We start from the raw sequence: 19,457 nt of genomic DNA on the forward strand, positions 1-19,457 counted from the left end.
GGGCGGGGCTGGGGAGCGCACCACCCGGCTGCACCAGGCGGGTCAGGGGCGCGCGCGGGGTGCGTGCGGGGGTCTCAGAAGTCGGCGCGGCGATCCCGCAGGAGCTTGCGGGTGCGGTCGGCGGAGGCGGCGCCGGTGGACATGTGGTCCAGAACCTCCAGGTGGGCGGCGACCTCCGTGCGCGAGTCCAGGTACAGCGCGCCGGTCAGATACTCGGTGAAGACCATGTCCGGAAGCTCCGGCTCGGCGAACCGGAAGAGAGTGAAGGGGGCGTACGTGCCCGGGTGCGGGCCGCGGGCGAACTCGGCGATCTGCAGGGTGACCCGGTCCCGCTCGCTGAACTCCAGCAGCCGGTCGAGCTGCTCGCGCATCACCGAGGTGTGATCGCTCACCGGTCTGCGCAGCACCGTCTCGTCCATGATCACCCACAGGTGGGGCCGGTCCGGCTTGTCCAGCAGCCGCTGCCGCTCCATCCGCAGCGCCACATGCCGCTCGATGCTCTCCGGGCCCATCTGGCCTATCGTCCCGGCCTGGAGCACGGCCCGCGCGTAGTCCTCCGTCTGGAGCAGTCCCGGCACGAAGTGCGGCTCGTAGGAGCGGATCATCCGCGCCGCGCCCTCCAGGCTGACGTACAGGCTGAACCAGTCCGGCAGCACATCGTGGTACCGCTGCCACCAGCCCGGCTGGTTCGCCTCCTCGGCCAGCGAGACGAACGCGGCGGCCTCCTCGGCGGGCACCCCGTAGGTGTCCAGCAGCACCTGCACATACGGGATCTTCAGCGCGACCTCGGCCATCTCCATGCGCCGTACCGTCGCCGACGCCACGCGCAGGACCTTCGCGGCCTCCTCGCGCTTGAGCCCGGCCGCCTCACGCAGCTCCTGCAACCGCTTGCCGAGCACCACTTGTCCCACGGTCGGCGCAGGCCGCCGCTCACTCACGCCACGCCCTCCCCTACGCGCCGAAGTTCCCGTGCAGTCTGCCATGTTCCGCTTCCGCTCTCACCGGTTCGGCGGTGAGGCGCTCGCCACTGCCGCGCCCGGCATTACCCGGGAGGTAATCGACCGCGTACGGCCCCGGGCGCGATGGTGGTGCCCACGGGTTCCGGGCCGGCGCACTCCGGTCCGGAACCCGCCGTCCGCCACCCCCCTTCCCACGGAGGATGATTCGCCATGTCCGCGACCCAGCTCGCCGCACTCGCCCGCACCTTGGACCCGGCGACGGTGCTGCGCCGCTTCCTCGCCGTCGACGCGGTGGTGACGGGCGCCAACGCCCTTGCGTATCTGGCGGTTTCGGGCCCGCTGAGCGACCTGCTGGGGGTGAACCGGGGCCTGCTGCTGGCACTCGGCGCACTCCTGGCCGCTTACGCGGCGGGCGTCGGTGTCCTCGCCGCGCGCCGGATGCCCGGAGCCGTCCCCGTCCGCCTGGTCATCGAGACCAACTTCGCCTGGGCGGCGCTCAGCCTGATCGCCCTCGCGCTGTGGCTGTCGCCGACGACGACGGGCGCGGTGTGGACGGTGCTCCAGGCACTCACGGTCGCCGGGTTCGGGGCGCTCCAGCACAGGGCGCTGAAGGTCCGTCAGGGCAGCGGCGTCTGAGGATGTGTCAGTACGGCAACTCCTGAGATCCCGTCAAGGCATCAGCGACTGGAGGTACTTGACCGTCGCCGGGTCGGCCGGGAGCAGTGTCTCGATGGCCAGCTCGGCGACGGTGACGTCCATGGGGGTGTTGAAGGTGGAGATGGAGGACACGAAGGACAGCGTGCGGCCCTCGTGCTCGATGACGAGGGGGAGCGCGAAGGAGGGGACGGCCTCCTCGTGACCGAGGTCCTGGCCCTCGGGCACCGGGTAGGCTGCGACCTCCTCGTACAGCTCGCGGAGCGGCTCCGAGCGGCGCAGCGCGATCTGCCGTTCCATCTGGGCCAGCAGGTGCCCGCGCCACTCGCGCAGGTTGCGGATGCGCGGGGCGAGGCCCTCCGGGTGGAGGGTGAGGCGCATGGCGTTCAGCGGCGGTTCGAGCAGGTGCTCGGGGATGCCGTCGAGCAGCATCAGGATGCCCTGGTTGGCCGCCAGCACGGTGTAGGTCGCGTCCACCACGATCGCCGGGTACGGCTCGTAGCCCTGGATCAGCCGCTCCATGCCCGTGCGCACGGCGTCCAGGGCCGGGTCGTCGAGCGGGGTCTCCGGGAAGCGCGGGGCGTAACCGGCGGCCAGCAGAAGGGCGTTGCGTTCGCGGACGGGCACGTCCAGGTGCTCGGCGAGCCGCAGCACCATCTCCTCGCTGGGCCGGGAACGGCCCGTCTCGATGAAGCTGATGTGCCGGGCGGAGGACCCGGCCCGCAGCGCCAGCTCCAGCTGACTGACCCGGCGCTGCTCCCGCCAGGCCCGCAGCAGCGGTCCGACGCCCCGGTCGGTGGCAGTGGTCATGCCCCCGACGGTAGTCGATGACGCCTTCTGCGCCCCAGCGCGCCCCTTCTGACCAGGGCTTCCACGAGCGCTCTGTGGCAGTCTGGGGAGACACCCCACAGCCCGGGAAGGAGCGGTCCCATGGCCGTCGAACCGCTGTCGCAGAAGGAGATCGAGGACCGGCTCGCGGAACTGCCGGGCTGGTCGCTCGACGGGGACAGACTCGCCCGCGTCTACCGCCTGTCCTCGCACTTCGCGGCCACCGCGATGGTCGTGCACATCGCGCAGGTGCAGGAGGAACTGGACCACCACTCCGACCTGACGCTCGGCTACAACACGATCTCCCTGACCGTGCACACGCACAGCGCGGGCGGCGCGGTCACCGCGAAGGACTTCGAGCTGGCCCGCCGCGTGCAGGACCTGGCTCCGGGACACGGGGCCGAGTGAGGGGCGCGTGCTCGACTACAACAAGGAAGCCGACGTCTACGACTCCTCCCGGGGCGGCGAACCCCGGGCCGCCGCGGCGGCCGAGGCGGTCCTCGGCCTGATACCGGAGGGTGCCCGCACCCTCCTCGACGTGGCCTGCGGCACCGGGATCGTCACCCGCCGCCTCGCCGCGGCCCGTCCCGCGCTGCGCGTGGTCGGCGCGGACCTGACGTACGGCATGGCCCGGATGGCGGCGGCTCGGTTGCCCGGGTCGGTGGTCCTGGCGGACAGCCGCCGCCTGCCCTTCCCGGACGCAGCCTTCGACGCGGTGACCAGCGTCTGGCTCCTGCACCTGCTGGACGACGACGTGGCACGGGTGATCGCCGAGTGCGCGCGGGTGCTGCGCCCGGGCGGCGTCTACATCACGACGGTCGACAAGGCCGCCTCCCACGACGTCGGCAGCGACATCGACGAGGTCCTGGCCCCGCGCCCCCGCCGCGCCGCCCCGGACGAGGAGACGCTGGTCACGGCCCACGCGACCGCCCATGGCCTGCGCCTGACGGGCTCGGCCACCTTCACCGGGATCGGCCAGGGCCGCAGCCCCCGCAGCACGGCGGCCGACCTCCGCCGCGGATGGTTCACCCGCCTGCCCCCGGGCGACCCCCTGACGGAACACTTCGCCACGGCCCTCGGGGTCCTGCCGGACCAGGACCGGCGGCGAACGGATCCGGTGTACAAGGTGCGGGCCTATCGGAAGGCGGGGTAAAGGGGCGCTGCGGGCGCCGCTGAATGGTGCGTTCGGCAGTTTCGGGCCGAGTCGGACCGCCGGTGCGGCCTTGGTCGTATGGGGTTGGCTTCGGGTGCCGGCCCAAAACCGCCAAAAGGCCGGCGGGCGGGCGCTCGGTCGGGGCCGTCCGACCCGGCGCGCTCCTTGGCTCCCTTCACGAACTGCCGCAAGAACACGGCAACTTCACCGCTCCCCGGCGGCGACTTCAGGGAAACCGACCCGCCCCCAGGGAGGTACACCCCATGACGCACCCGCACCGCAGACCCCGCAGGACCGTGATGGCCGGCCTGGCTGCCACCGCCGTGCTCGTCGGCGCCGGGATCGCGGCGCTGCCTGGCGCCGAGGCCGCCGAGGCCGCTGCCGCGAGGCAGGTCGAGGCGCTGGACCGAGGGGTCGTCAGCGTCCATACCGGCACCGGGAATCTGGTCAGTTGGCGGTGGCTCGGAACCGATCCCGATGACGTGGCGTTCAATCTGTACCGCGCCGGTACGAAGGTCAACTCCGCCCCGATCACCGGGTCCACCAACTACTTCCACTCCGGCGCCCCCTCCCACGCCGATTACACGGTCCGGGCGATGGTGAACGGCGTGGAGCAACCGGACTCCGTGCACGCCATCCAGTTCCGGTCCGGGTACAAGGACGTGCCCATCACCCCGCCCGCCGGGGGCACCACCCCGGACGGCGTCGCCTACACCTACGAGGCCAACGACGCCTCCGTCGGCGACCTGGACGGCGACGGTGCCCTGGACCTCGTACTGAAGTGGCAGCCCAGCAACGCCAAGGACAACTCCCAGTCCGGGTACACCGGGAACACCGTCGTCGACGGCATCAGGCTCGACGGCACCCGGCTCTGGCGGATCGACCTCGGCCGCAACATCCGCTCCGGCGCCCACTACACCCAGTTCCAGGTGTACGACTACGACGGCGACGGCAGGGCCGAGGTCGCCATGAAGACCGCCGACGGCACCGTCGACGGCGGCGGCACGGTCATCGGCAGCGCGTCCGCGGACTACCGCAACTCCAGCGGGTACGTGCTGTCCGGGCCCGAGTACCTGACCATGTTCAACGGGCAGACCGGACGCGCGATGCAGACCGTCGACTACGTCCCGGCCCGCGGCACCGTCTCCTCCTGGGGCGACTCCTACGGCAACCGCGTGGACCGGTTCCTGGCCGGTACCGCCTACCTCGACGGCAGCCGACCCTCGCTGATCATGGCGCGCGGCTACTACACCCGTACCGTCATCGCCGCCTGGGACTGGCGGAACGGCTCCTTCACCCGCCGCTGGACCTTCGACACCAACTCCTCCACCAACGCGGGCAAGGGCTACGACGGCCAGGGCTCGCACAGCCTGTCCGTCGGTGACGTCGACAACGACGGCAAGGACGAGATCGTGTACGGCTCGATGGCCGTGGATGACAACGGCAGTGGGCTGTGGACCGCCAAGACCGGGCATGGGGACGCCCAGCATCTCGGGGATCTGGATCCGGCGAGCCCGGGCCTGGAGTACTACAAGGTGTCCGAGTCGAGCTCCCAGCCCGCCGCGCTGTACCTCAACCCCGCGAACGGGTCTGTCCGCTGGAAGCTGGCCGCCTGCTGCGACAACGGGCGCGGGGTCGCCGGGGACATCTACGCGGGCAACGACGGCGCCGAGGTCTGGTCCGCCTCGGACACCAGCATCCGCGACGAGGCCGGTGCCACCAAGGGCCGCGAGCCGTCCTCCGTCAACTTCCTGTCCTGGTGGGACGGGGACACGGTCCGGGAACTCCTCGACGGGACCCACATCGACAAGTACGGCACCTCCTCCGACACCCGCCTGCTGACCGGCGCCTCGGTGCACTCCAACAACGGCACCAAGGCGACCCCGTCGCTCTCCGGCGACATCCTCGGCGACTGGCGCGAGGAGGTCATCTGGCCGACCAGTAACAACACGGCGCTGCGGATCTACTCCACGCCGTACGAGACCAGCACCAGGATCACGACCCTGCTGCACGACACGATGTACCGCACCGGCCTGGCCTGGCAGAACACGGCCTACAACCAGCCGCCGCACCCCAGCTTCTTCCTCGGCAACGGCATGGCCACCGCCCCGCGACCCGCGGTATACGTGCCCTGAGCACATTTCGATCACAAGGTCTACACATGTCATGACTCCCCGGGGAAGATTCACTTCTCCGCACCATTTCCCTGGGGGGATCATGAGTCAGCAGTTCACGCCGCCGCCCATGCCCGGATACGGGCCGCCGGTACCGCCTCCGCCGCCGAAGGGGCCCCGTACGGCCCTGATCGCCACGGCCGCCGCCGTGGCCGGCGCGGTGGTCGCCGCCGCGGTCACCTACGGGGTCACCGGCGGCGGCGACAGTGATGAGGCCAAGCCCGCGCCCACGGTCACCGTCACCAAGACGGCACCTGCCGCCGAGACCGACGCGGCGGAGGAGGACACGAGCGGCGAGGACACGGGCGGAGAGGAGGCGGGCAGCAGCGACTCCTACGCCCTCGACGACACCGTCGTCTACGACCACGACGTCGAGGTCAGCCTCTCCGGCTTCAGCCGCGGGGTGTCCAGCGACTACGCGGCCCCGGAGAACACGCCGTACGTGAAGTTCACCATCAAGGTGGTCAACAACTCCGACTCCACCGTCGACGCCAACGAGATGACCGCCAGCTGCGCCTACGGCGACGAGGGCCGGGAGGGCGAGGCCATCTACGACGACGGACTCGACGGCCTGCCCGACACCCGCATCCTCGCGGGCCGCTCCCTGTCCTTCGCCTGGGCCTGCGAGCTGCCCAAGAAGGAAACATTCCTTCAGGTGGAGGTCGCTCCCGACTACGACTCGGAGGAAGTCGTCTTCGCGGGCGACGTGAAGTGAGCGACAGGGGCGCGGGCCGGCACCGGCCCGCGCCCCCGACACCTCAGCTCACCGAGCAGGACGCGTCGCCCACCTTGAAGGCGGTCGGCTCGCCGTTCGTGCCCGACCAGCTGCCGGTGAACCCGAAGCTCACCGAGGAACCGGCGGCCACGTTCGCGTTCCAGCCCACGTTCTTCGCCGTCACCGAGGAACCCGACTGGGTGTGCTCGGCGTTCCACATCTGCGACACCGTCTGACCGTTCGGGAAGGACCAGGTCAGCGCCCACCCGGACCATGCGCTCGTCCCGGTGTTGCTCAGCTGCACATCCGCCTGGAACCCGCCCTGCCACTGGTTGGTGACCTTGTACGTCACCGCGCAGGCGCCGGTCGGCTCGGGATCAGGATCGGGGTCCGGGTCGGTACCGCCGCTGTCGGACGTGTCGCCGTAGATGACACCCCGCCCGTTCGTGGCGATGTACACCCGGCCGTACACCCGCGGGTCACCCGTGATCGCCGCGCCCGTCCAGCCCCACTGGTGGGCGTCGTCGTTGATGCGCGTCCAGCTCTCCCCCTCGTCCGTGGAGCGGAAGATGCCGCGCACCCCGCCGATCTTCGCGCTGGTGTACAGCGTCTGGTACGACGCCCCCGGCGCCGCCTTGCCGAAGCCGATGGTGTCGGCCTGCTCCACGTTGGACAGCTTGCCGAAGCTCGCGCCGCTGTCGGTGGAGTGCCACAGCCCGTACGCGCCGTCACTCGCGCCGCCCGCCAGCCACACCTCGCCCTTCGCCCCGGGCAGCGCCTTGAAGCGGACGCTGTCGCCGCTCGGCAGCCCGGTCGCGGCGGACGCGGTGAAGCTGGCGCCGCCGTCCGTACTGACGTAGAACTTCCCGGACTTGAAGCCGTAGAACAGCTTCGGGTCGACCCGGTCGGACTCCACGGTCGCGCCCGCCGGGATGCCGGACGACGCCGACCAGGAGGTGCCGAAGCCGGTCGCGTAATGCACGCCGGCGCCTTCCGGGCTCCACACGAACCGGCTGCCGTCCGCCGCCGCGGCGACCGTCCCGCCGCCCGACACCCCCGAGGGATCGGTGCCGCCGAACCAGTTGGCGCCGTTGTCCGTGGAGAACGCGATGTGCGGCCCCGAGTCCAGATTGCCCACCCGGACCACGGTATTGGGGTTGGACTCCGCGAAGTCCAGGCTGGTCGTCGTGGTGAAGTTCGGCTGCGTGTACATCATCGGCGGGACCTGGGTCAGGTCCGTGTGCCGGAAGCCGCCGATGTCACCGAGCGCGCTGAGCAGCGGGGCGCCCGACGGGGGAGAGGCGAGGTCGTTGACCGCCGTCTCCTCCAGCCCCCTGACCATCGGCTTGATGGTGAACTGCGTTCCCTCGTCCCAGTTCCCGAGGTTCTCGGTGCCGTAGATCGTCGCGCCCGTGCCGTACATCATCCGGTCCGAGTCGAACGGGTCGATCTCCAGCGCCTCGGTCATCCACCCGAGTTTCGGGATCTGTTCCGGCGGGGCCGGGTTCGCGTTCCAGGTCAGCCAGGGGGAGGAGGAGACATCCATGGTGTAGCGGTTGGCGCGGTTCGGGTACGACGTGTAGTCCCACGCCTTCGTCCAGGTGGCGCCGCTGTCGGTGGACCGGAAGATCTGCGTGTCCGGCCACCAGGAGCTGTACGCCGTCGCCATCACCGTGCCCGGGTGCTGCCGGTCGACGGTCAGACCGCTGAAGCCGTAGTAGGTGTCGGCCTCCGCCACCGGGCTGATGTCCGTCCAGGTGCCGGTCGCCGTCGCGTACCGCCACAACTGCCCCTTGCCGCCGTCGTAGGGGCCGCCCTTGTCGCTGTAGGCCAGATACAGATAGCCGTTCTCCGCGTCGAGGACGCCCTTGTGGGCCAGATATCCGGTGGGCTGACCGGCGAGACGGCTCCAGGTCGCGCCCGCGTCCGTCGAGCGGTACACCGCGTTGTCCTGGTCGGCGACGCCGACGTAGATCGTCCGGGTGGCGCTGCCCGCGCTGCCCGAGGACTCGTCGAAGGTGACCCAGACGATGCCCTGGTTGTCGGAGGCGTAGCCGCTGGAGTCGCTCGGATCCTGCACGTAGGTGCCGACGTTGGGGAAGTTCGTCACCTGTGACCAGCTCGCCCCGGAGTCCGTCGACCGCCACAGGCCCTTGCCGCTCGGCGCGCCCAGGTACAGCACGCTGTTGCGGTTCGGGTCGATCGCCAGGCGCTCGCCCATGCCCCGGCCGGGCATGTTGCCGCCCAGCTTGAACGGCAGGTCCGCCTTCCGCCAGCTCGCGCCCCGGTCGGCGGAGCGCAGCACCGCGCCGTTGCCCGGGTCCCAGCTGTTGGTGTAGGTGCCGACCGCCGCGTACACCCGGTCCGGGTCGACCGGGTCGGAGGCGAGGCTGACGACCCCGGTGTGCCCCCAGTCGTTCCAGCCCACCGAGTCCAGCAGTGGCGTCCAGGACTTCGAGGACTCCACCCAGCGGTAGGCGCCGCCGATGTCGGTGCGGGCGTAGGCGAGGTTCTTCTCGGTGCGGTTGAAGACGATGCCGGGGACGAAGCCGCCGCCGTCGATGCGGGCGTTCTTCCAGGTGTAGGTGTCGGCGGCGATGGACACCGGCGGGGTGTCGGGCTCGGCGGCCAGCGCGGGCGGGGTGCCCGCGAGCAGACCGGCCGCCAGCGCCAGGACGACCGTGAGGACGCGGGTTCTGCGGACGGTTCGTGGCACGGTTCTTCGCACGGGGTGTCCTTTCCGAAGGGGTGGGGGAACTCCGAAGGGGGAACAGCCGATTGCTGATGGCAAGCGCTTTCTCGACGGTGCGAGATATGCCGGGCGGCCCCCTGTGCGGGAGGGGACCGCCCGGCTGCCCGGTCCCGCCGTCAGGAGGCGGGACCGCGTACGCGGAGCCCTTCGGGCGCCGTGGGGCGCTCAGCGGGGGGTTATTCGAGGAGCTCCGCGTACGAACCCATGGCCAGGGCGATGTCCGCCTGGGCCCAGAACCGGTGGTACGTGAACGTCGGCACCGCACCGCCTCGCAGGTACGACTCGATCTTCGACCAGGCAGGGTCGTCCTGGTAGAAGGAGCGGATCGACTCGAACGTGGACGAGGAGTTGATCGCGTCGCCGTTCGGCATGGTCCCGGTCCAGCCGCTCGGGACGTAGACCGGGTCGTCGAAGCGGTTGTAGTCGGCGCGGTTCTCCGGGACGGCGATGCCCAGGTCGTCCTGGTAGTTGTCCCACATGCCGTCCAGCAGCGTCTTCGCCGTCGTCGCCGCCTCGGTGTCGCCGGAGCGGTCGGCGTAGTACGTCAGGGTCTTGGCGTACGCGGCCGCCACACCGACGTCATTGGTGTAGTCGGCGACGGTGACGTGCAGACCGGCGTTGGAGCCGGGGCTGCTCGCGTTCCAGGTGTCGGGCTGGCCCGACCACTGGAGCGTCGACGGGAACCGGAAGGTGCCGTCCGGGTTGATCGTGGTGTGCTCCAGCGCCCAGTCGACCCACTTGTCCAGGACCGTCTTGGCGGCGGCGTTCCCGGTCTGCTGGTAGTACTCGGCCACCCGCTCCATCGACCACGCCTGGAAGCCGAACCACTGGTTGGACGGCGGGTCGTGGTAGACGGGCTGCTGGTCGTAGTACATGCCGTAGAAGGTCGACTTGCCGCTCGGCGGGGTCGCGTACCGGCCCGCCCAGCTGTTGGTCGCACCGCCCGCGATCGCGCCCTCGCTGGACTGCAGCCAGCGGTAGAACTCGATCTGCCGGTCCAGGGACTTGGCCCAGTCCGCCTGGCCGGTCGCCGACTTGGGCTTCAGGTCGGCGTAGTTGGCCAGGGCGTACGCGGCCATCGGGTTCTGGTAGCCGCCGTGCGCGTGGCTGGAGCCGATGCGCCAGGCCCAGCCCGCCGAGGTGTCGGTGGCACCGCCCCAGGCGTAGTACCAGGAGAGCAGGTAGTGCGAGGCGTCCTTGCCGGTGCCCGCCGGGCAGGCGGACGGTCCGACGCAGTTGCCCACCTTCTTGAAGTACTTGTCGTACATGGCGTAGCGCAGGTAGTCGCCCATCTTCGCGGCCTTGGCTACGGTCGCGGAGATCTCGCTGCCCTTGCCCTGCGCGTCGGCCCACTTGTCGGCCCAGTACGCGGCCTGCACGGCACGCGCGTCGGCGTCCGGGGCGTTGGTGAACTTCCACTGCTTCGCGTAGGAGGAGTCACCGGTGAACAGGTCCAAGTACCCGTTCTTCCCGCCGTACTTGAAGGCGTCGCAGGTCGGCTGCGGCACCGTCTCCCACACCGACTCCTGCGCGCCGCGCTGGAAGGTGTTGATGTACGACGGACCCGTGTCCGACGGTCCCGCCTCGCACTTGCCGGGCGAGTTGCCGTAGCCGTAGGTGTTGTCCACGTCCTGCAGCCAGTGCATGCCGTAGACGTCGTCCGTGCCGTACGCGCTCTTCAGCTCCGCCGCGATCGGGTCCGGGCCGACCGAGACACCGGAGTCCAGCGGGGCCGGGTACTCGTTCGGGGTGTCCAGCTCGGGCGCGTAGGTGGCCGGCTTGGAGGCGTTGTAGAAGGAGTTGGTCGGCTGGTCGGCGTGGGTCGGGATCATGTACTTCTCCATGATCTCCCAGGCGCCGTTGAACTTGCTCCAGTCGCCCGTGACCTTGCCGTACATGGCCTGCAGCCACAGCAGATAGCTGTACGCCTCCGAGGTGGTCTCGTGGCCGTGGTCCGGGGCCTCCACGATCAGCGTCTCCACCGAGTGGTAGGGGATGCCCTCGGGTGAGAAGTAGCCGTTCGCGGGGTTGGTGATCTTCCCGTACAGCTCCAGGAAGCGGGCGTCGTACTCACCCGACTCCTCGACCTGGGTGACGGTCACCGTCGCCTTGGCGTGCCCGTTCGCGGTCGACTCGAAGGTCGCCGCGCCGGTGCCGGAGGAGTCGGCGGAGATGGTCACGCGCTGGGCGGTGTTCCAGTTCGACGGTGTGAAGGTGAGCGTGGCGCCGCCGGTCACCGTCAGCCCCGAATTCCCGCTCGCGCGGCTGGTGGTGACGGTCACGTTGGACGAGGGCTGCGTGGACAGCTTGATGTCGTACGTGCCCGTCTTGCCCTGCTGTACGGCGAGTTGGTTGGTCGAGGCCACCACGGCGGGACCCGAGGCGACCGTGATGCCGACCGGCGTGGACTCCGCGGACGCGCCGAGGCTGTCGTACGCCTTCGCCACCAGGGAATGACTGCCCACGGTCAAGCTGGAGACCGAGAGCGAGTAGGGCGCGCTCGTGTCGGTGCCCAGCAGCGTGGTGTCGTCGTAGAACTCGACCTTGGTGATCGTGGCGTCATCGGCCGCGGCGGCGGTCGCCGCGAGCGGCACCGGGTCGCCCTGCGAGTACACGGCACCCGCCGCCGGGCTGGTCAGCACCGTGATCGGGGGCTGATGGGCGCCGACACAGGTGGTGCCGTTCACCTTGAAGGAGGTGGGGGCGGTGTTGGTGCCGCTGTACGTGAACTGCGCACCGGTGCTGACCGCGGCGCCGGCCGCGATCCGCCCGTTGTAACTCGCGTTGGTGACGGTGATGTTCTGCCCGGACTGCGACCAGGTGCCGTTCCAGCCGTTGCTGAGGCGCTGGTTGCCCGAGTAGGCGTACGTCAGGGTCCAGCCGTCGATCACGTCCGTCCCGCGGTTGGTGATCGTCAGGTCGGCGGTGAAGCCGGAACCCCAGTCGTTCGTCTTGTAGTCGACGCTGCACTGCAACGGTGCCGCCTGCGCCGGCGTCGTGCCCGTCGCGAGCAGGGTGAACGGAAGCGCCAGAGCGGCGACGACGGCTGTCCAGGCGCGCCGCACCACTGCCCGTCTCCGGGGTGGGGGATGCATGTGCTGGTTCCTCCTTGCGGCTCGGAGATGTCAAGGCTTGAACCAGTGGGAGCGCTCCCATAGTGGGGAAGGGGGTGCTGGGGGTCAAGGTGCTTGAAGAGTCGAAAAGATTCGATGCGTTCGTTTAACAAAACTTGGCAACTCCCCTGTTGCTCAACGTCACTTGGCGCTAACTTCAATGACACCAGTGGGAGCGGTTCCACCAGTCGACGCGTCCGTCACGGCCGCGCTGATCTGCACAGGAGTCGCTCATGCGCCACCCCCCGCGTTCAGTACTTTTAGCCCACGCCGGGCGGCCTCGGGCCACTCCTTCCCGTATCGAAACCCCCGCATCGACACGAAGGAACCCGCACTCATGAGCCGTACCAGAATCGCGATGCTCGCTGCCCTGGCGCTGGTCGCCGGGGCGTCCGGGACGTCGCTGGCCGCGGTGCCGGACGACCTCGGCGCCGCCGCCGTGCCCTGCACCGTCGACTACAAGGTGCAGAACGAGTGGAGCACCGGCTTCACCGCCTCCGTCACCGTCACCAACAACGGTGCCGCCAAGAGCAGTTGGGCGGTGAAGTGGGCCTACGCCGGCAACCAGCAGATCACCAACGGCTGGAACGCCAGGATCAACCAGAGCGGCACGTCGGTCACCGCCACCAACGAGAGCTACAACGGCACCCTGGGCACCGGCGGTTCGGTCAGCTTCGGCTTCAACGCCAGCTACAGCGGCAGCAACGCGATCCCGGCGACCTTCACCCTCGACGGCGTCACCTGCAACGTCGACGACGGCGGCACCGACCCCGGCGGCCCGGGCGAACCCGGTGAGGGCGACCGCGTGGACAACCCGTACTCCGGCGCCAAGGTCTACGTGAACCCCGAGTGGTCCGAGAAGGCCGCCGCCGAGCCCGGCGGCAGCCGCATCGCCGACCAGCCCACCGGTGTCTGGCTGGACCGGATCGCCGCCATCAACGGCGTCAACGGCGGCATGGGCCTGCGCGACCACCTCGACGAGGCCCTCTCCCAGAAGGGCAGCGACGAGCTGGTCATCCAGCTGGTCATCTACAACCTGCCCGGCCGTGACTGCGCCGCCCTCGCCTCCAACGGCGAGCTGGGCCCGACCGAGATCGACCGGTACAAGAACGAGTACATCGACCCGATCGCCGAGATCCTCTCCGACCCGAAGTACGCCTCCCTGCGCATCGTCACCACCGTCGAGATCGACTCCCTGCCCAACCTCGTCACCAACACCGGCAGCCGCCCCACGGCCACCCCGGAGTGCGACGTGATGAAGGCCAACGGCAACTACGTCAAGGGCGTCGGCTACGCGCTCGCCCAGCTCGGCGCCATCCCCAACGTCTACAACTACGTCGACGCCGGCCACCACGGCTGGATCGGCTGGGACGACAACTTCAACGCCTCCGCGCAGATCTTCAAGGAGGCCGCCACCGCCGAGGGCGCCACGGTCAACGACGTCCACGGCTTCATCACCAACACCGCCAACTACAGCGCCCTGAAGGAGGAGAACTTCACCATCAACTCCACGGTCAACGGCACCTCCGTCCGCGAGTCGGACTGGGTGGACTGGAACCGCTACGTCGACGAGCTGTCCTTCGCCCAGGCCTTCCGCAACCAGCTGGTGTCGGTCGGCTTCAATTCCAGCATCGGCATGCTGATCGACACCTCCCGCAACGGCTGGGGCGGCAGCCAGCGGCCCACCGGTCCCGGCGCCACGACCAACGTCAACACCTACGTCGACGGCGGCCGCTACGACCGCCGCATCCACATCGGCAACTGGTGCAACCAGTCCGGAGCCGGTCTCGGCGAACGCCCGCAGACCGCCCCGGCCGCCGGGATCGACGCCTACGTCTGGATGAAGCCCCCGGGGGAGTCCGACGGCTCCAGCACCGCGATCCCGAACGACGAGGGCAAGGGCTTCGACCGGATGTGCGACCCGACCTACACGGGCAACGCGCGCAACGGCAACAACCTGTCCGGCGCCCTGCCGAACGCGCCGGTCTCCGGGCACTGGTTCTCCGCCCAGTTCCAGGAGCTGATGAGGAACGCCTACCCGCCGCTGTCGTAAGCGGCTGACCCGCCGGGGCGCCCTGCGACGCCGGGCGCCCCGGCACCTGCCGCGCCGGCGCGGAGGGTGGCTTCGGCACGTGCCGTGCCGCAGTACCGGGTGCCCCGGCACCTGCGGCGCGGCAGTGGCGACCGGCCCCGGCATCTGCCGAGCCCCGGCGTCGGCCGGCCTTGGCACCTGGCGCGCCTCGGCCTCTGCCGGCCTCGGCACTTGCCGCGCCTCAGCGCCGGGCGACCCTCGACGCCAGCCGCCGCACCAGGGCGCGCCCCGGCACCCCACCGCCTTTTGCGGATACGGCAACGACGTTTGCGTCCCGCCGGTGAGTCGACGCACCCTGTCGGCACCCGGAGGAGAGGCTGAGCACCATGGCGCACGGACCCGCACACCAGCACGCGCACGACCACAACGACACGGACATCGACTGGGCCGACATGGCCGAGCACCTCCAGACCCAGGCCGAGCTGTACACGCCGCTCCACGAGCACGCGCTGGCCTGGCTGGGCGGCAAGCAGACCGAACCCGGTCTGATCGTCGACGCGGGCAGCGGTCCCGGCGTCGTCTCCTGCCAGCTCGCCGAAGCCTTCCCTGGGGCCCGGGTCGTCGCCGTGGACGGCTCCGAGCCGCTGCTCGAACTCGCCCGCGCCAGGGCGGAGCGGCTCGGGGTCGCGGACCGTTTCGCCACGCTCGCCGGGGAACTCCCCGAGGCCATGGCCGACCTGGACTACCCCGCCGACCTGATCTGGGCGAGCCACAGCCTCCACCACCTCGGCGACCAGCAGGCGGCGATCGCCGCCTACGCCGAGCGTCTGAACGTCGGCGGCACCCTCGCCCTGGTCGAGGGCGGCCTGTCCGCCCGTTTCCTGCCCCGCGACATCGGTATCGGCCGCCCGGGTCTGGAGGCCCGGATCGACGCCGTCCAGGCCGACTGGTTCACCGAGATGCGCGCCTCCCTGCCCGACAGCGTGCCGGTCACCGAGGACTGGCGCGCCCTGATGACCCACGCCGGCCTCAAGCCCTCCGGCACCCGCACCTTCCTCCTGGACCTCCCCGCCCCGGCCCCCGACCGGGCCCGCGCGGTAGCCGCCGACACCTTCGAACGCGTCCGCGAGAAGCTGGCCGACCAACTCGACGCCGAGGACCGCGCCACCCTGGACCGCCTCCTCGACCCGAACGACGAGGCGAGCGTCCACCAGCGCCCCGACCTGTACGTCCTGGCGGCCCGGACAGTGCACACCGGCGTCCGCACCGGCTGATCGGGCCCGCGCTCGGCCGGCTCCCCGGCCGGGCGTGAACCGCCCGAGTACCGCACGACCTGCGCGACCGTCCCCCTGACCCGTCACCCTTGACTTCGAGAGCACTCCAATTGATGGACTCTCCCTCCCGCTCACCGAACACCTCAGGGGGTCACCATGACGGCATCACCGGTCGCGCTCATCACCGGCGGCGGCAGCGGTATCGGCGCCGCGGTCGCACGCCAACTGCTGGACGCCGGACACAGGGTGGCCGTCACCGGCCGCGGCGAGGCCAGGCTGAAGGGCTTCGCCGAGGAACTCGGGGAACCCGAGGGGCTGTTGACGATCGTCGGGGACGCCGCCGACCACAGGCAGATCCAGGCCGCCGTGGACACCACCCTGAAGGAGTTCGGGCGGATCGACACGGTCGTCGCCAACGCGGGCTTCGCCACCCACGATTCGGTCGCCGAGGGAGACCCGTCCGGCTGGCCGGAGATGGTCCTCACCAATGTCCTCGGACCGGCGCTGCTGATCCGCGCCTCCATCGACGCCCTGAAGGAGAGCCGGGGCCGGATCGTGCTGATCGGCAGTGTCGCCGGTTTCGTGCACACGCCGGGCAACATCTACGGCGCCACCAAGTGGGCGGTGACCGGGCTCGCCGAGAACACCCGCCGTCAGGTCACCGAGTGGGGCGTCGGCGTCACCCTCGTCGCGCCGGGCCGGGCGGAGACGCCGTTCTGGGACAGCTCCGGCAGCCTGCCCCCGGGCCACCTGCTCACCGCCGACCAGGTCGCCGACTCGATCGTCTGGGCGATCCGGCAGCCGGCCGGCGTCGACGTGAACACCGTCGTCGTACGGCCCATCGGGCAGCCCGTGTGACCCGTGTGGGCGGCCCCGTCGCGACGGAGCCGCCCACACGTCACAGGTCAGACCACGTCGAACGTGGCCGGGTTCGGGCCGATCCGCCGGTCCTCGTTCAGCGCGCTGATCGCCGCCAGGTCCTCGGCGTCGAGGCTGAAGTCGAAGACGTCGATGTTCTCGCGGATGCGGGACGGGGTGACGGACTTCGGGATGACCACATTGCCCGTCTGCAGGTGCCAGCGCAGCACGATCTGGGCCGGGGTGCGGTTGTGCTTCTGCGCGATCGCCACGATCGCCGGGACCTCCAGCAGGCCCTTGCCCTGGCCGAGCGGCGACCACGCCTCGGTGGCGATGCCGTGCCGGGCGTGGAACTCGCGGGCGGCGTGCTGCTGCAGATGCGGGTGGAGCTCGATCTGGTTGACCGCCGGGACGACCGACGTCTCGCCGATCAGCCGCTCCAGGTACTCCGGCAGGAAGTTGGACACACCGATCGCCTTGACCCGGCCGTCGGAGAGCAGCTTCTCGAACGCCTTGTAGCTGTCGACGTACTTGTCCCTGGCCGGCAGCGGCCAGTGGATGAGATAGAGGTCGACGTACTCCAGGCCCAGCTTGGCCAGCGAGGTGTCGAAGGCGCGCAGGGTGGAGTCGTACCCCTGGTCCGCGTTCCAGAGCTTGGTGGTGACGAAGATGTCCTCACGGGGGATGCCCGAGGCGGCGATGGCCTTGCCGGTGCCCTCCTCGTTTCCGTAGATCGCCGCTGTGTCGATGCTGCGGTACCCGGACTCCAGCGCGGTGCCGACCGCCCGCTCCGCCTCGTCGTCCGGCACCTGCCAGACGCCGAAGCCCAGCTGGGGCATCTCGACGCCGTTGTTGAGCTTGATCAGGGGGACCTTGCTGCTCACGAGCTCTTGATCCTTACGGTTGTCGTCAGGTGATAAGCCCCATCGTCAACGATCACGGCCCGTGATGCATTCCTGATCGCAGAATCAGTCCGGAAGGCAGCCGGGAGGCAGCCGGGAGGCGTCCGGGCGGCTCACGCCTGATACAGCGCCTCGACCTCATTGGCGTACGCCTTCTCGATCGCCCTGCGCTTCAGCTTCAGCGACGGTGTGAGCAGCCCGTGCTCCTCGGTGAACGGCTGGGCGAGGATGCGGAAGGTGCGGATCGACTCGGCCTGCGAGACCAGTGTGTTGGCGGCGACCACCGCCCGCCGCACCTCGGCCTCCAGATCGGGGTCCCGCACCAGCTCCGCCGGGCTCATCACCGGCTTGCCCCGCATGCTCAGCCAGTGCTCCACGGCCTCCTGCTCCAGCGTCACCAGGGCGGCGACGTACGGGCGGTCGTTGCCGACCACGATGCACTGCGCGACCAGCGGATGGTCCCGCACCCGCTCCTCCAGCAGCCCCGGCGAGACACTCTTGCCGCCCGAGGTCACCAGGATCTCCTTCTTGCGCCCGGTGATGGTGAGATAGCCGTCCTCGTCCAGCGCCCCGATGTCACCCGTGGCCAGCCACCCGTCGTGCAGGGTCTCGTCGGTGGCCTTGGGGTTGTTGAGATAGCCCTGGAAGACATTGCCGCCGCTCAGCCAGATCTCCCCGTCGTCAGCGATATGGACCGTGACCCCCGGAATCGGCTGCCCGACCGTGCCGTAGCGGGTGCGCTCGGGCGGGTTGGCGGTGGCGGCGGCCGTGGACTCGGTCAGCCCGTACCCCTCGTAGATGTGCACACCCGCGCCCGCGAAGAACAGCCCGAGCCGCCGGTCCATCGCCGAGCCGCCGGACATGGCGTGCCGGATCCTGCCGCCCATCGCGGCGCGCATCTTGCCGTAGACGAGCTTGTCGAAGAACTGGTGCTGCATCCGCAGCCCCGCCGACGGCCCCGGCCCGATGCCCCAGGCCTTCGCCTCCATCGCGTCCGCGTAGTTCACGGCCACCTCGACGGCCTTCTCGAAGGCGCCGCCCTTGCCCTCCCTCTCGGCCTTGCGCCGGGCGGCGTTGAACACCTTCTCGAAGATGTACGGCACCGCGAGGAAGAAGGTGGGCCGGAAAGCGGCGAGATCCGGAAGAAGCGCGGCGGCGTTCATCTGCGGCTGATGCCCGAACCGCACCCGCCCCCGGATCGCCGCGACCTGCACCATCCGCCCGAAGACATGCGCCAGCGGCAGGAACAGCAGCGTCGCCGCCTCGTCGCCCTTCTTGGAGTGGAACACCGGCTCCCAGCGCTCGATGACCGTGTCCGCCTCGTACATCAGATTGCCGTGCGAGATCACACAGCCCTTGGGCCGGCCGGTAGTACCGGACGTATAGATGACCGTGGCGACGGAGTCCGGGGTGACGGCCTGCCGGTGCCGGTGCACCACCTCGTCGTCGAGATGCGCGCCCGCGTCGTACAGCTCCCGCACACAGCCCGCGTCGAGCTGCCACAGCTCCCGCAGGTTCGGCAGCCGGTCGATGACGGTGGCGATCGTCATCGCGTGGTCCTCGTGCTCCACGATCGCCGCGGTGACCTCGGCGTCGTACAGCATCCAGAAGCACTGCTCGGCCGACGAGGTCGGATAGATCGGCACCACCTGGGCGCCGACGGTCCACAGCGCGAAGTCGAACAGCGTCCACTCGTACCGCGTGCGCGACATGACCGCGACCCGGTCGCCGAACCGCACACCCCGTGCGAGCAGCCCCTTGGCCAGGGCCAGCACCTCGTCACGGAACTCCGCGGAGGTCACGTCCCGCCACTGCCCGGCTTCGTCCTTGCGGCCCAGCGCCACATGCGCCGGGTCCTCCTCGGCATACCGGAACACCACGTCGGCCAGTCCGCCCACCGGCGGTGCCAACGCCAACGGAGGGTTGGTGAACTCGCGCAAACTCGCTCCCGCTCCCCGTTGTGTGTACGACCTTGTACGACGCCAGCGCTGGCCGTGAAAGCTACCCCACGGTCAGACGGGGCGGGAGGGGGTGGAAAACCGG

Annotated in this window: 14 protein-coding genes; 8 read left to right on the forward strand and 6 right to left on the reverse strand. The window is 70.1% G+C overall.

What is annotated here, in order from left to right; genetic code table 11:
• Window positions 1–74: 74 nt before the first annotated feature.
• Window positions 75–938: a helix-turn-helix domain-containing protein gene (locus ACZ7L7_RS01345; RefSeq protein ID WP_285513755.1), complete on the reverse strand. Its 864-nt coding sequence runs from the start codon at window positions 936–938 to the stop codon at window positions 75–77.
• Between the two features lie 231 nt (window positions 939–1,169).
• Between ACZ7L7_RS01345 and ACZ7L7_RS01350 the strand changes: the two genes are divergently transcribed.
• A complete protein-coding gene (locus ACZ7L7_RS01350; protein WP_285513756.1) occupies window positions 1,170–1,595 on the forward strand; it encodes a hypothetical protein in 426 nt (141 codons plus the stop codon).
• Window positions 1,596–1,628: 33 nt separating this feature from the next.
• On the opposite strand, the gene ACZ7L7_RS01355 is transcribed toward ACZ7L7_RS01350, so the two are convergent.
• Window positions 1,629–2,423: a helix-turn-helix domain-containing protein gene (locus ACZ7L7_RS01355; protein WP_285513757.1), complete on the reverse strand. Its 795-nt coding sequence runs from the start codon at window positions 2,421–2,423 to the stop codon at window positions 1,629–1,631.
• A 120-nt stretch (window positions 2,424–2,543) separates the two neighbouring features.
• On the opposite strand from ACZ7L7_RS01355, the gene ACZ7L7_RS01360 reads away from it, so the two are divergent.
• The 4 genes from ACZ7L7_RS01360 to ACZ7L7_RS01375 all read left to right on the forward strand — a co-directional run bounded on the left by ACZ7L7_RS01360 (window position 2,544) and on the right by ACZ7L7_RS01375 (window position 6,483).
• Complete coding sequence (locus ACZ7L7_RS01360; protein WP_285513758.1) at window positions 2,544–2,849, forward strand: 4a-hydroxytetrahydrobiopterin dehydratase; 306 nt, start codon at window positions 2,544–2,546, stop codon at window positions 2,847–2,849.
• Window positions 2,850–2,856: 7 nt separating this feature from the next.
• Window positions 2,857–3,594, forward strand: coding sequence for a class I SAM-dependent methyltransferase (locus ACZ7L7_RS01365; RefSeq protein WP_472074338.1), 738 nt, complete (start codon window positions 2,857–2,859; stop codon window positions 3,592–3,594).
• 263 nt (window positions 3,595–3,857) lie between these two features.
• Complete coding sequence (locus tag ACZ7L7_RS01370; protein WP_472074340.1) at window positions 3,858–5,729, forward strand: rhamnogalacturonan lyase; 1,872 nt, start codon at window positions 3,858–3,860, stop codon at window positions 5,727–5,729.
• A gap of 82 nt (window positions 5,730–5,811) precedes the next feature.
• The gene (locus ACZ7L7_RS01375; protein WP_472074342.1) at window positions 5,812–6,483 is read left to right on the forward strand and encodes a hypothetical protein; all 672 of its coding nucleotides are present in this window, start codon (window positions 5,812–5,814) and stop codon (window positions 6,481–6,483) included.
• 43 nt (window positions 6,484–6,526) lie between these two features.
• Here the strand turns inward: ACZ7L7_RS01375 and ACZ7L7_RS01380 are convergent, their stop codons facing one another.
• Both ACZ7L7_RS01380 and ACZ7L7_RS01385 read right to left on the reverse strand, forming a co-directional pair.
• A complete protein-coding gene (locus ACZ7L7_RS01380) occupies window positions 6,527–9,211 on the reverse strand; it encodes a cellulose binding domain-containing protein (protein ID WP_472074344.1) in 2,685 nt (894 codons plus the stop codon).
• A 200-nt stretch (window positions 9,212–9,411) separates the two neighbouring features.
• Window positions 9,412–12,330: a glycoside hydrolase family 48 protein gene (locus ACZ7L7_RS01385; protein ID WP_472074346.1), complete on the reverse strand. Its 2,919-nt coding sequence runs from the start codon at window positions 12,328–12,330 to the stop codon at window positions 9,412–9,414.
• Between the two features lie 355 nt (window positions 12,331–12,685).
• Here ACZ7L7_RS01385 and ACZ7L7_RS01390 point away from each other — a divergent pair, with 355 nt between their 5' ends.
• From ACZ7L7_RS01390 to ACZ7L7_RS01400, 3 genes are all read left to right on the forward strand, one after another.
• Complete coding sequence (locus ACZ7L7_RS01390) at window positions 12,686–14,401, forward strand: glycoside hydrolase family 6 protein (RefSeq protein ID WP_453603308.1); 1,716 nt, start codon at window positions 12,686–12,688, stop codon at window positions 14,399–14,401.
• 365 nt (window positions 14,402–14,766) lie between these two features.
• The gene (locus ACZ7L7_RS01395; RefSeq protein WP_285513765.1) at window positions 14,767–15,654 is read left to right on the forward strand and encodes a class I SAM-dependent methyltransferase; all 888 of its coding nucleotides are present in this window, start codon (window positions 14,767–14,769) and stop codon (window positions 15,652–15,654) included.
• Between the two features lie 156 nt (window positions 15,655–15,810).
• Entirely contained in the window at window positions 15,811–16,512 is a 702-nt protein-coding gene (locus tag ACZ7L7_RS01400) for an SDR family oxidoreductase (protein WP_453608132.1), read from the forward strand.
• Window positions 16,513–16,559: 47 nt separating this feature from the next.
• Here the strand turns inward: ACZ7L7_RS01400 and ACZ7L7_RS01405 are convergent, their stop codons facing one another.
• Window positions 16,560–17,396: an aldo/keto reductase gene (locus tag ACZ7L7_RS01405; protein ID WP_285513767.1), complete on the reverse strand. Its 837-nt coding sequence runs from the start codon at window positions 17,394–17,396 to the stop codon at window positions 16,560–16,562.
• Window positions 17,397–17,527: 131 nt separating this feature from the next.
• A complete protein-coding gene (locus tag ACZ7L7_RS01410) occupies window positions 17,528–19,354 on the reverse strand; it encodes an AMP-dependent synthetase/ligase (RefSeq protein WP_471428088.1) in 1,827 nt (608 codons plus the stop codon).
• Window positions 19,355–19,457: the final 103 nt, after the last annotated feature.

The sequence above is a fragment of the Streptomyces sp. NPDC110618 genome, assembly GCF_055657065.1.